Origin of the sequence: Bordetella genomosp. 4 (genome assembly GCF_002261185.1) — a bacterium.
Classification (GTDB): domain Bacteria; phylum Pseudomonadota; class Gammaproteobacteria; order Burkholderiales; family Burkholderiaceae_B; genus Bordetella_A.
Genome location: NZ_NEVQ01000022.1, coordinates 231,516 through 246,177, shown reverse-complemented (window position 1 = coordinate 246,177; position 14,662 = coordinate 231,516). Strand labels below are relative to the sequence as shown.

Sequence of the window (14,662 nt, the reverse complement as noted above, 5' to 3'; positions counted from 1 at the left end):
GCGCTATTTTACCGGCCCCGTCAGGGTCATGTGGCAGAGGTGAAAAAAGCGATGCCCCCGCCTAGGCTCGTGCCAGGACAGGGGCTGGTGATTGGTGCGCCGGACGCAGAGATCTGTGACGTGGCCGGAAAGGCCGGGTACGCCAGGGGCGCGGCATGCTGGCGGTCGCGCCGTGCCAAGGACCCGCGTCAGTGGATTTCTCGGGCCTCGACGTCGATGACCTCGCCGCGCGGCGTCGCAAAAGGCGATGCAGAGCGCGTGGACGACGATGCGGTCTGGCCGCCAGGCCGGAAAGCGTTCGGGCGCCCGTTCGTGCGCTGGCTCCAATAGGCGCGTACGCCAAAGGGCTTGCCACGGACCTTGGCGACGAGATACAGGATACCGATCGCGATGGCGGTCGATATCATGAAGGCCAGCGCCATGGCCATGCCGAACAGAGCCAGCACCGCGAACGCGACAGCACGTAGAAATCGGGAAATTGTGTCGATCATGATCATCCGATGCAAAACAGGAGAAAAGGTTCCCTTGTATCCGCTATCCTTGCGGGTAGCGGCGAGCGCAAAGCTCTCCTGCCTATGGAATTAGAGTAATGAGTATAACGATAGCGCAAGTTCGCGAGGTGTTGCGAACAGTTACAGATTCGGCAGGCTCCTCCGACCCGATGGCGGGGCAGGCGTTGGCGACGTTTGTAAGAGACAGTGACATAGACGTGGCCGGCGACTCGGTGGCGCTCACTCTGACGCTGGGATATCCCGCTGCCTATGCCGCCAGTCGCATAGAGCAGGCGGCGCGGCAGGCCTTGATCGCGGCTGGGGCAAAGCAGGCGCAAGTGACAGTGAACTGGTCCGTCAAGCCTCATGCCGTGCAGCGTGGCCTGAAACCGCTGCCCAATGTGCGTAACATCATCGCAGTAGCCTCTGGTAAAGGCGGGGTTGGCAAAAGTACGACAGCAGTCAATCTAGCGCTGGCATTGGCCGCAGATGGTGCCCAGGTGGGAATGCTCGATGCCGATATTTATGGTCCTAGCGTGCCCACCATGCTGGGGATTTCGGGTCGCCCGGCCAGCCATGACAACAAGACGATGGAGCCGCTCGAGGGCCATGGCCTGCAGGCGAACTCGATCGGATTTCTGATCGATGCCGACGCCCCCGCTATCTGGCGAGGTGCAATGGTGACGCGGGCTTTTGAACAGATGTTGCGGCAGACGAACTGGGGCGATCTGGATTATTTGATTATCGATATGCCGCCAGGGACGGGAGATTTGGCCTTGACTCTGGCTCAAAAGGTGCCTGTCGTGGGGGCGGTGATTGTGACGACGCCGCAAGATCTGGCGTTGCAGGATGCCCGTAAGGGGTTGCGTATGTTCCAGAAGGTCGATGTCCCGATTCTGGGGATTGTGGAAAACATGGCCGTGCACATTTGCACGCAATGCGGTCATGCCGAACATATTTTCGGCGAAGGCGGCGGCCAGCGTATGGCGCAGCAGTATCAGACGCCCTGGCTTGGAAGCCTGCCGTTGACGATGCGCATTCGCGAACAAACGGATTCCGGCCGCCCCACGATGGTGTCGGATCCCGACAGTGAAGCAGCCCGGCATTATCGTGACATCGCGCGTAAGCTGGCCAGAGCGGTTGCGGCGCTGCCGCGTGACATGGCGGGCAAATTGCCTTCTATCGTCGTACAGCCGCCGACCTGACATATGCGGGTCTGGGTTGCACTGTTACTCGTAGGCCTGTTGGGCGTGATGGGCAGCGCTCGCGCGCAGGGACCCGAGGTCATTATTGATCCTGGGGGCGTACCGCCTGCGGCACTGACTTCTATCACCGAGGCGGTTGCCGCGATTACGCGCCTGGCCGAAGACCAGGACGGTGGCGAGATCAATCGGCTGCGGCGGCGCGCGCGTGATGCCGCATTGGCCGCGCTGGCCACGCAGGGGTATTTCACGCCTACGGTCACGCTCGAGGCCGGAACCGATGTTGGCGGCGAGACCTGGGATATCACGATTCAGCCCGGCAAACGTGCCGTGGTGGCTGCGGTGGATCTGAAGTTCACCGGGCGCGTGACCCGCCCGGAATACGCGGCGCGCATCGAGGAGCTGCGCAAGAGCTGGTCCTTGGCGGTCGGACAGCCTTTTATTAATAGTGATTGGAACAAGGCCAAGGCGGAGTTGCTGGATTCGGTGTCTTCGCGCGATTTCATGCTGGCCTATATGGCGGCGTCAGAGGCGGCTGTGCACGCCGACACGGCTGAGGTCTATTTGGCGGTCACTATCGACAGCGGGCCGCTGGTGCGCATGGGGCCGCTCAAGACACAGGGCTTCAAGCGCGTGCCCGATTCATTGGCGCGCCGTTATGTGCGCTATGACGAAGGCGAGCCCTACAGTCAGGACAAGCTCGATAATTGGCAGCAGGATTTGCAGGCTACCTCGTTTTTCCGGGGGGCCTTTGTGACCTTGGGGGCAGCGTCGTCTGACGACCAGGCGCGGTCGTCGGGGGCGGACGATCTGGCGGCAGCGACGCCGGGAGGTGATCCTGCTGTGTCAGGTGGACCCGCGGCAGCGCCCGCGCCAGCGCGCGATTCCGACGGTGTCGTGACTTTGCCAGTCGATGTGCGCGTGGTCGAGGGGCCCGCGCGCCGCCTGGCCGCATCCATCGGCGTGGACGACGCCGTGGGCGTGCGTGGTGAAGTGACATACCAGCAGAACGTTGTGTTCGGTTTGCCGGTGACCCTCGAGAGCGGCATCAGCCTGGACCGGCAGGAGCAGCGAGCCTATGCTGATTTCCATCTGCCGCCCGACGAAAAAGGTCAGAAGGACTCGATTGGCGTATTGGCGAGCCATTCGGATATCCAAGGGCTGGACGTCCGTCGTGTTGCCCTGGGGGCGACGCGGTTGCGCGAACGCAAGGGAGCAGGCGACAGCCGGGTCGAATACGAAAACCGTTGGGGCGCATTGTTGGCCTATGACAAGGTAAAAATCGATGGCGGCGACGAATACGATTTGCCCACGGCAACCGTGACATCGGAATGGCTGCGGCGGGATGTCGATAATAAATATGATCCGCGTGAAGGTAATTTGATTGCCATCGGCGGCGGGGTCGGGGTTGTGCTGGATACTGGCAAGCCGTTCTTCCGCGCCCGCTTACGCGGTCAGAAATGGTGGCCCATCGGCGAACGCGATGTGTTGACGTTGCGTGGCGAGGTCGGCCGCATCTGGTCTGATTCGAAGACCCGGGTGCCGGATGATTTCGGGTTCCGCACGGGCGGCGCCCGTACGATTCGGGGTTACCGCTACCAGAGTATCGGTGTGGAGCAAGATGACGCGGTGGTAGGGGCGCCCACGTTGGCCGTCGCGAGTATTGAATACGACCATTATTTTGACGAGCGTTGGGGGATGGGCGTATTTGTCGACGCCGGCGATGCGGCCGAGTCTTTCGGCGAGATGGAAATGCATGTGGGGTACGGGGCCGGGCTGCGCGTGCGCACGCCGGCGGGCCCCATTTTTCTGGATCTGGCGTACGGTCAAAAAGAGCGTGACCTGCGGCTGCACTTTTCGTTGGGGATCGCGTTTTGAAGGGCCTGCGAGCGCTGTTGCGTCACCTGTTGGTGTGGTGGTTGCCGCTGCCGATTGCGTTGGTGGTGCTGCTGTGCGGCTTTGCATTGTGGCTGACAGGCACGCAATCGGGAACGCGCACGTTGCTGGGCGCGGTGGCGCAGCAGTTTGACGGAAGGGCAGAGGACGTCAACGGTACGATCCTCGGTAAGTTGCAGGTCGGACGTCTGCAGTTGGCGTTTCCCGGGACGGCGGTCGATCTATCTGATCTGCGTCTGGATATACGCTGGAGTGCCTTGGGGCAGCGTCTGGTGCATGTACAGGAGCTGTCTGCGGGTAAAGTACAGGTGGCTTTGACGACGACGCCGGACGAGCCGGAGCCGCCGGCGGTTGACGAGCCTTTCGTCATGCCGGATTTGCCTGTGAAAGCACAGGTTGACCGGTTTGCCGTGGGCGCGCTGGACGTGACGATGGACGGTGAGCCCCTGCCTGTCGCTGTGAATGATTTTGTTGTCAGCCTGGGCGCGGATCAAAAGGGCGCCAGCTTGAATCTGCATAGCTTGCATGTGGCGCACGATCAGGTGCTTGCTGATATGCACGGCAAGGTCGAATTGTTGGGGATGGCTCAACCCTGGCCGTTGCAGGCAGCGCTGGATATCCGGGCTCAGGGAAGGGGCGACGATTCTCCGCTATGTGCCAGCCAGATGCTGGCCGCCAAATCCGATAAAGCTGCCGGGGCGAAAGCAGCGGCGTCGAGGAGCGCTGCGACCAAGGCGTCCAAGTCGAAAGCGGCGGCATCGAAGGCGTCTGGCTCGAAAGCGGCGGCATCACAAGAGGGCGGCCCAAAAACGGCAGGCTCAACGGACGCCGCATCGACGGCCGCAGCTCCCGCTACGTCGTCGGCTATCTGCGAAGCGACGGTGCAGTTGCAGGCAGAAGGTTCGCTACAGCAGATGGACGTGCGCCTGGATGGCGCAACCGCTGATGGCGCGTTGAAATTGTTGGCACAGGCCGGCCTGGAGCTTGATCAGCCCTTTCCCCTGCGTACGGCCAATGTGAATATGCGTTTGGCGGATCAGTCAGGTGTCGTCGTAACGGTGGATCGTCAACCTCTGCCATTACAGCCCGGTATGGATCGGGTCGTGGCGACGCTCGATGCCGAGCGGCTGAATATCGGCGATTTTGTCGGTGACGTGATCCCGCCTGCGTTGCTGAGCGCGCGTATGGCCATCGATGCACAGCTCGAAAATGTCTATGACCTGAAGCACGCCTATGTACAGGCCACGATTTCCAAGGACAGCCGTTGGAATAAGCAGGTATTGGCCGGGAGTCTGACAGGCCGCATTGACGCGCTGCGGAGTGTGGCGTCTGAGGCAACATCTGGATCGACATCGACATCGACATCGACATCGACATCAACATCAACATCGACACCAGCACCGCAAGCGTCCGCGTCGCATTCCGATGATCCCCTGGCCGGCTTTGAGCTTCGCGATCTGCTGCTGGATCTCACGGTGGGCCCGAATCGAGTGAAAGCACAGGGCGGATTGAGCCGGGGCGAGGGCACGTTGACGTTGGACGCCGATACGCCGCGGTTGGATGCGTTCTGGCCGGATCTGCCCGGTGGCGCATCGCTGAAGGCCAAGCTGGCCGGAAGGCTGGATCAGCACCAGGGACAGCTTTCGGCCCGCTATACGCCCGGAGATTCCCGCGCCGATACATTGGGCCGAGCACCGATGCAGGCAGATCTTGCTTTTAGCGGCGGTTGGGGGCCGGGACGCCCCACACACGCTTCAGGAACTGCACCTGCGGCGCAGACGAACACACACTCTGGACCCGCGGAAAACGTTGCTGCCGACCTCATTGGCTGGCGCGGCAAGATAGAGCGCTTGACGGCGGAATCGATGAAATTCGCGGCGGCGTTGCAGCCCGTGACGTTGTCGTTCTTGCCCGATGCCAAGGCCCCTCATTGGCAATGGGACGTGGGGGCGACGCAGCTCACCATGACCTTGCCAGACAAACAGCGTGCCGTGCTTTCGCATCAAGGGTCGCGTGGCGCCCCAGGCCGGTGGCAGACGGCTGGCCGTGCGGATAATCTCGTGATTACCGCGTCCATGTTGCGCCAGATCATGCGGGCGCTGGATCCCACAGCGGCCGAAGCCCGCCAGCAGCGTGTCAATGCCCGCCCATCGGAGGGGCAGCGCCGCATTGCGCTGGATGCTGCTTGGGATCTGAAATTCGCAGGGGCATTGTCGGGCACCGCGCGTGTCGCCCGCCGTGATGGGGATCTACGCATTCCTGGGGATCCTCCGATTCCTTTGGGACTGACCAATCTCGCAATCGATGTCAAAGCAACGCCGACTGGCGGCAACGCCAGCCGCCTGGATGCCACGCTGGATGTGCGTACTCAGAAAATGGGCACGATATCTGGTTCCGCCTCGGCGGTGCTGGTGAGCAGCGCGGGCGGTGCAATGGCCTTGGATGCCAAACGTCCGATTCGCGCCAATCTCGATGCGGACATTGCCGATCTGACGTGGGTAGACTTGTTTGTCGGCGACACAATGGAGGTCCGTGGCAAAGTCCAGGCGAAGCTCGACGCGCAAGGTACGCTCAATGGCAAGTGGAGTACGGCGGGAACGATACGCGGTGAAGCGTTGCGCATTGTCCGCATCGATGATGGCGTGCGGCTCATCGACGGCACGCTGAATGCACGCCTGGACGGCACGCGTCTGGTGTTGGACTCGTTGAAATTCCCGGCTTCGCTGCGCGTAATGCCGGACGAGTGGCGCACGAAGGAATGGGTGACTCAGAATCCAGACGCCAAGAACGGCTATGCCGAGGCCTCGGGGCAGTGGGATCTGCAGACGATGCAAGGCGCGATTCATCTGAAACTGCATCGGTTTCCTGCGTTGCAGCGTTCTGACCGGTATGCCATGGTGTCGGGGACTGTCGATGTCGATGCGCAATTGCCCCGCATAGCGATTACCGGCGATCTGACTGCGGACGCGGGCTGGTTCAGCCTGGAGATCCTGCAGGGCGTTCCGAGCCTGGATGAGGATGTCCATGTCATTAAGGCCGGTGAGACGGACCAGGCGTCGGATTCGCCGATGCAGATGTCCATGACGCTGAAATTCGATATGGGACCGCGTTTCTACATTACGGGTATGGGGCTGGATGCGGGCTTATTGGGTTCGATTCAGATCCACATGGCCGACGGCCGCCTGACGGGTATCGGCGCATTGCGCACGCGAGGCGGTGGCATCGAGGCATATGGCCAAAAACTGCGCCTGCGGCGCGGCACCCTCACGTTCCAGGGACGATTGGATAATCCGCTGCTGGATATCGAGGCGTTGCGTGTCGGCGATCAGGTCGAGGCCGGCGTCAAAGTAGGAGGCACCGCGCAGCGTCCCAGGATCGATCTGGTGTCGTATCCGGATGTCAGCGATGTTGAGAAATTGTCCTGGCTGGTGCTGGGCCGCGGGCCGGACGAGAGCGGCAATGACGCTGCCCTGATGTTGTCGGTAGGTGCGGCGTTGCTGGGCGGTGGACAGCCGTTTTACAAGCAGTTCGGCTTGGACGACGTGAGTATTCGCTCTGGCGATATCGGCAGCTCGGGCAGTTTGCTGCCCGACCGTACCGTGGCCAGTGCGGTCAACGCAGACAGCGACAGCGATTTGGCGACGCAATTCCTGGTGGCGAGTAAGCGCTTTGCCAATGGAATCACGCTGAGCGTCGAACAAGCGATGGCCGGGTCGGAAACCGTGGGGCGTGCCAGCTATCAATTGTCTCGCCGCTGGTCGCTGGACCTGAAGGGTGGGGCAGTCAACGGGCTGGCATTGGTGTACCGGACGTTCTTTGCCGATTGAGGCGATAAAATACCTGCTAACCAACCTGAGCAAGTTATTACCATGAGCATTAAAAGCGACCGCTGGATCCGACGCGCGGCCGAGGCCGGCATGATCGAACCTTACGAGCCCGGCCAGGTTCGCACGGCCAATGGCGGCCGTATTGTGAGCTATGGCACCAGTAGCTATGGCTACGACGTGCGCTGCGCGAACGAATTCAAGATCTTTACCAATATCAATTCCACCATCGTCGACCCCAAAAATTTCGACGAGAAATCCTTTGTGGATTTCACGGGCGACGTGTGCATCATCCCGCCCAATTCGTTCGCTCTGGCGCGTACGGTGGAGTTTTTCCGCATCCCGCGTAGCGTGCTGACCATTTGCCTGGGCAAGAGCACGTATGCTCGCTGCGGCATCATCGTCAACGTCACGCCGCTCGAGCCGGAATGGGAAGGTCACGTCACGCTCGAGTTTTCCAACACCACGCCGCTGCCGGCCAAAATCTACGCTGGAGAAGGCTGCGCTCAGATGTTGTTCCTGGAAAGCGATGAGATCTGCGAGACCTCGTACCGTGACCGTGGCGGAAAATACCAGGGCCAACGTGGGGTGACCTTGCCGCGCACCTGACGGCGCGCCGGATTTGCGGGGCAGTTTTGTGTTGCTTTTTTGCAACTTTACGCGGGTGGCCGGAATATAATGGGGTTTCCTTATCGCGCGGGTTGCCGGCGCAGGAGCCTACGATGTTCGGTTTCCTCAAAAACCCCCAACATGTGGACGAAGACGCGCAAGATGAGTTTGTCGAGCGCGTCAATGCAGCAGCCGAGGACTTTTTGACGGCAGTGTCTGATCAGTCCGCCCTGGACTACTCCCTCCAAAGCATCGATGCCTTGGATTCGGTGCTGGCCGACGCTCACCACGGGCGCCTCACTCTGACTCCGATGCAAACCGTTGGCGCTGCCGCCTATCTGTACGAGGTGGCTCGGCGGCACTTTGGCGGTCTGTATGAGGTATGCGACGACGAGGATCCCGTGGTTCTGGTGACGGGCGAGCCCGAATTCGACGTTTGCCTGTGCGCAATCTCCAAGGTCGAACGGCGGATTCGCGATGGCCACACCGAAGCGCTGCCGGCCTTTTTTCAACGGTATGTCAGCGCGGTGAATACGCGTGCCTCGGTGACGATCAGCTAGTGTCATTGCTCGATCGGCGCTATCCAGATGTAAATCTCCCTGCCAGGTTGACGGGATGTCAACCTGCTGCCTCCTTATCGCTGTACACTCGCGTCCGTTTTGGCCTTGCCTCAGGAGCGCCCGCATGAAATTCCGCTTCCCTATTTTTATCATCGACGAAGACTACCGTTCCGAGAACGCCTCGGGTCTGGGAATTCGTGCATTGGCGACGGCGATCGAGGCCGAGGGCGTCGAGGTGATCGGGGTCACCAGCTATGGTGATCTGAGTTCCTTTGCGCAACAGCAGAGCCGGGCGAGCGCGTTTATCTTGTCGATCGACGACGAGGAGTTCGACGTCGCTTCGCCCGAGGATGTGGCCAGCGCGATCAAGAATCTGCGCAGCTTTATCGGCGAGTTGCGTTTCCGCAATGCCGACATCCCGATTTACCTATACGGTGAGACGCGCACGTCCGAGCACATCCCCAACGATATCCTGCGCGAGCTGCATGGCTTTATTCACATGTTCGAGGACACGCCTGAGTTCGTGGCGCGTCACATCATCCGTGAAGCCCGCAGCTACGTCGATGGCCTGCCGCCGCCGTTTTTCCGCGAGCTGGTCAATTACGCGCAAGACGGTTCGTATTCGTGGCACTGCCCGGGGCACTCGGGCGGCGTGGCGTTCTTGAAGAGCCCGGTGGGCCAGATGTTCCACCAGTTCTTCGGTGAAAACATGCTGCGTGCCGATGTGTGCAACGCCGTGGACGAATTGGGACAGTTGCTGGATCACACTGGGCCGGTGGCTGAGTCGGAGTTAAACGCCGCGCGGATTTTCCACGCGGATCACTGCTTTTTCGTGACCAACGGCACGTCCACATCCAACAAAGTCGTGTGGCATGCCAACGTAGCTGCCGGTGACGTGGTAGTCGTGGACCGCAACTGTCACAAGTCGATTCTGCACGCCATCACCATGACGGGCGCAATCCCGGTGTTTCTGCGTCCTACGCGTAACCACCTGGGCATTATCGGGCCGATTCCGCTGGAGGAATTCGACCCCGAGAACATTAAAAAGAAAATCGAGGCGAACCCGTTTGCACGCGAGGCTGTCAATAAAAAGCCTCGCATCATGACCTTGACGCAAAGCACTTACGACGGCGTGATCTACAACGTCGAGATGATCAAGGAAAAGCTCGGCGATTACGTCGACACCTTGCATTTCGATGAGGCGTGGCTGCCGCATGCCGCGTTTCATGAGTATTACCAGGACATGCACGCTATCGGTCAAGGCCGTCCGCGTCCACATGGCCCGATGGTGTTCGCCACGCACTCGACGCACAAATTGCTGGCCGGTATTTCCCAGGCATCGCAGATCATTGTGCAGGAATCCGAGGCGCGCAAACTGGACCGCAATATCTTCAACGAAGCCTATCTGATGCACACGTCGACCTCGCCGCAGTACGCGATCATCGCGTCGTGCGATGTGGCGGCGGCGATGATGGAGCCCCCGGGCGGCACCGCGCTGGTCGAAGAAAGCATCCGCGAAGCGATGGATTTCCGTCGCGCGATGCGCAAGGTGGAGTCCGAGTTCGGCAAGAACGATTGGTGGTTCAAGGTCTGGGGACCGAATCGCCTCGTGTCCGAAGGCATCGGCAATCGCGAGGATTGGGTGCTGGAGGCCAACGATCACTGGCACGGCTTTGGCGAGTTGGCTGACGGCTTCAACATGCTGGACCCGATCAAGGCGACCTTGGTCACCCCGGGCCTGGACATGTCGGGCAGCTTTGGCGAGACGGGTATTCCGGCCGCGCTGGTGTCCAAATACCTGGCCGAACACGGCGTGGTCGTAGAAAAGACCGGCCTGTATTCGTTCTTTATTCTGTTCACCATCGGCATCACGAAAGGCCGCTGGAACACGCTGCTGACCGCGTTGCAGCAGTTCAAGGACGACTACGACCGCAACCAGCCGTTGTGGCGCATCCTGCCCGAGTTCTGCCGCGATCATCGCCGCTACGAGCGCATGGGCTTGCGTGATCTGTGCCAGCAGATTCACGAGGCGTATCGAGCCAACGATGTGGCGCGTTTGACGACGGAGATGTATCTCAGCGACATGGTGCCGGCGCTCAAGCCCTCGGATGCATTCGCGCGCATGGCGCACCGCGAAGTCGAGCGCGTAGAAGTCTCGCAGCTCGAAGGGCGCGTAACCGGCGTGTTGCTGACGCCGTACCCGCCGGGCATTCCGTTGCTGATCCCGGGCGAACGCTTTAACCGCACCATCGTGCAGTACCTGCAGTTCGCTCGTGACTTCAACGAGCGTTTCCCGGGATTCGAAACCTATATCCACGGCCTGGCCGAAGAGACCGCGCCCGATGGCAGCAAGCGGTATTACGTGGATTGCCTGATCGAAGAGTGAGCGCCGTGTTAGTGACTGCCGTGCTGGACTCGGAGCACGGCAGGCTCCGTAATGTCGGCGTGGACCACTGTCCATCGCTGGGGAGCCGCCTGTGTTCGACGTAGCCATCATCGGCGCGGGCGCTGCGGGCATGATGTGCGCCGCGGTGGCGGGGCAGCGTGGGTTGCGCGTGGTATTGATCGATCATGCCGAGCGCCTGGCGGAAAAAATCCGCATCTCGGGCGGCGGCCGCTGCAATTTCACCAACCTGGGGGCAGGGCCAGCAAATTTCCTGTCCGATAACCCGCATTTTTGCCGGTCGGCATTAGCGGGCTATACCCCGCAGGACTTTCTGGCGCTGTTGCGCAGCCACCGCGTGGCGTGGCACGAAAAGCATCGCGGGCAGTTGTTCTGCGATGACAGCAGCGAATCGATTATCGAGATGCTGCGTGCGGAATGTCAGACAGGACGCGTGCATTGGCGCATGCCCTGCAGCGTGAACGAGATCAGCCGCTCCGAGGCGGGCTATACCTTGCGCACCAGCCAGGGCGAGATCCGCGCTGCCAAATTGGTGATTGCGAGCGGCGGAATGGCCATCCCTCAATTGGGCGCCACGGATTTTGGCCTGAAGATTGCGCGGCAATTCGGCTTGAAAGTCGTCGAGCCGCGTCCCGCGTTGGTGCCGCTGACGTTTGATGCTGCGCAGTGGAAGCCTTTTGCCGAATTGTCCGGGGTGGCGCTGGAGGTATCCCTGGTCACAGGCGCCGGCCGTGCACGTGGAGAATTCCTGGAGGACCTGCTGTTCACGCATCGCGGTTTGTCGGGACCGGCGATTTTGCAGATCTCCAGCTTTTGGCAACCCGGCGAGGCCATCGTGATCGATCTCGCCCCGGGCCGTGACCTGGCTGCCGAACTGATCGCAGCCAAGCCGGGTAACCGGCAGCAATTGCATACGGTCCTGGGCGGACTATGGCCCAGGCGCCTGGCCGATCAATGGCTGGGTTTAGCGGGACAATCAGGACATCAGGCCGCCGGGCAAACCAGACAGGCAGGGCGGCAAACGGTCAGCACTGCCGGCAGGAGCGAATTGGCCGAACAGCGTTTAGCTGACATTCCCGATAAAACTCTGCGGTCCCTGGCCGACGGCATCCATCAATGGCGTCTCGTGCCCAGCGGCACCGCCGGATATAAAAAGGCCGAAGTCATGCGCGGCGGCGTCGATACGCGCGGGCTGGATCAAAAGTCCATGCAGGCGCGCGCCGTGCCGGGCCTGTACTTCATAGGCGAGGCGGTCGATGTGACCGGCTGGCTGGGCGGCTATAACTTCCAATGGGCCTGGGCCTCTGGCGTGGCGTGCGGCCGCGCGTTGTGAGGGCGCGGCCGGCATAGGTGCTGTGCCGCCCTGCATCACCCAAATCTTTTTCCGACTTCGAAATCCGTCCGGCCAAGGTCGGTTCGAATCTGAGCGCCGTGAGCGCGAGCAGGATGCGTCGCGTTGTTTTATTAAATAAAAATGACTATCATTTGAGTTATCTTTATTGATAATTTCATCCTGACGGAGAGTCTCGATGGTCCAAATTCAACCCAGGCCCGCCACTGTGCCGCCTCCTGCGACGACGTCTTGCCTTGGCGTTTGGCAACGGGCGACGTTGCGCGGCAATCGTGCCTATGAGCGGGGCGACTACGCTGCGGCGCTGACGCAATACCGTGCGGCATTGAGCCTGGCCGATACCTTGCCGGGGCAGTCGGACGATGTTGAAGCCGCATTGGCCGCGCTCGTGGTGTCGCATCACAACCTGTTGACGCTATACGAGCAGACCGGCCAGTTTGAGTTGGCCGCCGCCCACGCCTGTCGGGCACATGAATTGCTGCATGAAATCGCGTTGGACTATGTCTTGCCGGAGTGCTGGCGCGAGGCAGCCTGGCGCCATGGGCGTGTGACCTATGCGGAGCTGCTGCAGTTTTTGCAGCGTCACCCGGATCATGATCGCGCCCGCCGTGCCGCCGCGCTGGTGTGGCGCGACCAGACGCAGCCGCAGCATTGAATCTCAAGGAAATATCCAGCGCCTCCAGTTGTTGCCAGAGGCGCTACGTATTTCACTACGGCCGATTGATCTCGGCATCCGAACCGCTCCTTCGGGAGCTCGAACAGGAGATTTGCCATGCCCTATACCTTGCCCGATCTACCCTATGCCTATGATGCGCTCGAACCGCACATCGATGCGCAGACGATGGAGATTCACTACACCAAGCATCACCAGACCTATATCAACAACCTGAATGCCGCATTGGAAGGCGCCGGCCTGCCGACGGATGAGCCGGTCGAGAAACTGATCGCCCGTATCGACAGCCTGCCCGAGGCCGTGCGCGGCGCCGTCCGCAATAACGGGGGCGGCCACGCCAACCACAGTTTGTTCTGGACGGTCATGTCTCCCAAAGGCGGCGGCCAGCCCCAGGGCCGCGTGGCGGCCGCGATCGACGCTGATCTGGGTGGCGTCGAGGCGTTCCGTGACGCCTTTACCAAGGCGGCCTTGACTCGTTTCGGCAGTGGCTGGGCCTGGCTGAGCGTCACGCCGCAAGGCAAGCTGGTGGTGGAAAGCTCGGCGAACCAGGACAGCCCCCTGATGCAGGGTAATACTCCGGTGTTGGGCCTCGATGTCTGGGAACACGCGTATTATCTGAAATACCAGAACCGCCGCCCGGAATACATCGGTGCGTTTTTCAATGTGATTGACTGGGCCGAAGTGGCCCGCCGCTACGAGGCCGCCGTGGCCTGAGTACCGGTTTGTGCTGCATCCTTTGCGCAGGGTTTTGATGAACACATTCAGCCGTCACCGTATTCGCCCGCAACTGACCAGCGTCAGTATCTGGACACTGGCTGTTCTGGTCGCGTGTCTGGGCGCCTACGCGTTGTGGGAATATCTGTTGCCGCGTGCGCCGCATGTCGCCAATGCATTGGCGGGCGGATTGCTGGCAGCGGGCGCGACGGCGCTGGGGACGGTCCCGGTGATGTTCTCGCAAACCCTGTCCGACAAGGTCCAGGACACGATGTTTGGATTTGGCGCGGGCGTCATGTTGGCGGCCTGCGCCTTTTCCCTGGTGGCGCCAGGTCTGGAAGCCGCCGGCCAGTTGGGGCATGGGCCCTGGGGCTCGGGTTTCATCGTCGGCGGCGCGATTCTATTGGGTGCGGCGGTGTTGTTGACGATGGATCGTCTCTTGCCCCACGAACATTTCATCAAAGGCAAAGAAGGCATCGAGGTGCACCGTTTGCGCCGCACCTGGCTGTTTGTGTTTGCCATTGCGCTGCATAACCTGCCCGAGGGCCTGGCTATCGGCGTTGGATATGTGGGTAATGACCCGGTACAAGGCAGCGCGCTCGCGACCGGGATCGCGATCCAGGACGTGCCCGAAGGGCTGGTGGTGGCGCTGGCGTTGCTGTCGGCGGGCTATAGCCGGGCGTTTTCCGTGGCGCTCGGCATGCTGTCGGGGCTCGTGGAGCCCTTGGGAGCGGTCGTAGGAGCCCTCGTGGTCGGCTGGTCCGCGGAGCTGCTGCCCTGGGGGCTGGGCTTTGCGGCGGGCGCCATGTTGTTTGTCATCAGTCATGAAATCATTCCGGAATCCCACCGCAAGGGCCACGAGGTTTTTGCGACCGGGGGCCTGATGATCGGTTTTGTCCTGATGATGTTGCTGGATACTGCGCTGGGGTAAATCAGCT

Annotated in this window: 11 protein-coding genes; 10 read left to right on the top strand and 1 reads right to left on the bottom strand. The window is 61.2% G+C overall.

The window, feature by feature from the left end:
* Positions 1-188 precede the first annotated feature (188 nt).
* Positions 189-491 carry a hypothetical protein gene (locus CAL20_RS22370; RefSeq protein ID WP_094839283.1) on the bottom strand — a complete coding sequence of 101 codons (303 nt, stop codon included), beginning with the start codon at positions 489-491 and terminating at the stop codon, positions 189-191.
* Positions 492-589: 98 nt separating this feature from the next.
* Between CAL20_RS22370 and apbC the strand changes: the two genes are divergently transcribed.
* The 10 genes from apbC (at position 590) to CAL20_RS22320 (ending at position 14,655) form a co-directional block, all read left to right on the top strand.
* Positions 590-1,696: an iron-sulfur cluster carrier protein ApbC gene (apbC, locus tag CAL20_RS22365; RefSeq protein ID WP_094839045.1), complete on the top strand. Its 1,107-nt coding sequence runs from the start codon at positions 590-592 to the stop codon at positions 1,694-1,696.
* A 3-nt stretch (positions 1,697-1,699) separates the two neighbouring features.
* On the top strand, positions 1,700-3,571 hold the full coding sequence (locus CAL20_RS22360; protein WP_094839044.1) for an autotransporter assembly complex protein TamA: 1,872 nt from the start codon (positions 1,700-1,702) through the stop codon (positions 3,569-3,571).
* Positions 3,568-7,416: a translocation/assembly module TamB domain-containing protein gene (locus tag CAL20_RS22355; protein WP_094839043.1), complete on the top strand. Its 3,849-nt coding sequence runs from the start codon at positions 3,568-3,570 to the stop codon at positions 7,414-7,416. Before CAL20_RS22360 ends, CAL20_RS22355 begins: the two co-directional genes overlap by 4 nt.
* Before the next feature lie 42 nt (positions 7,417-7,458).
* Entirely contained in the window at positions 7,459-8,022 is a 564-nt protein-coding gene (gene dcd / locus CAL20_RS22350; protein WP_094823295.1) for a dCTP deaminase, read from the top strand.
* A 113-nt stretch (positions 8,023-8,135) separates the two neighbouring features.
* The gene (locus tag CAL20_RS22345; protein WP_094839042.1) at positions 8,136-8,582 is read left to right on the top strand and encodes a hypothetical protein; all 447 of its coding nucleotides are present in this window, start codon (positions 8,136-8,138) and stop codon (positions 8,580-8,582) included.
* 124 nt (positions 8,583-8,706) lie between these two features.
* On the top strand, positions 8,707-10,968 hold the full coding sequence (locus CAL20_RS22340; protein ID WP_094823293.1) for an arginine/lysine/ornithine decarboxylase: 2,262 nt from the start codon (positions 8,707-8,709) through the stop codon (positions 10,966-10,968).
* Between the two features lie 130 nt (positions 10,969-11,098).
* A complete protein-coding gene (locus CAL20_RS22335; RefSeq protein WP_373558318.1) occupies positions 11,099-12,319 on the top strand; it encodes an NAD(P)/FAD-dependent oxidoreductase in 1,221 nt (406 codons plus the stop codon).
* Positions 12,320-12,515: 196 nt separating this feature from the next.
* A complete protein-coding gene (locus CAL20_RS22330) occupies positions 12,516-12,992 on the top strand; it encodes a DUF2753 family protein (protein ID WP_094823291.1) in 477 nt (158 codons plus the stop codon).
* A 117-nt stretch (positions 12,993-13,109) separates the two neighbouring features.
* On the top strand, positions 13,110-13,724 hold the full coding sequence (locus CAL20_RS22325; protein ID WP_094823290.1) for a superoxide dismutase: 615 nt from the start codon (positions 13,110-13,112) through the stop codon (positions 13,722-13,724).
* A 37-nt stretch (positions 13,725-13,761) separates the two neighbouring features.
* Positions 13,762-14,655 carry a ZIP family metal transporter gene (locus CAL20_RS22320; protein ID WP_094823721.1) on the top strand — a complete coding sequence of 298 codons (894 nt, stop codon included), beginning with the start codon at positions 13,762-13,764 and terminating at the stop codon, positions 14,653-14,655.
* The last annotated feature ends 7 nt before the right edge of the window (positions 14,656-14,662 follow it).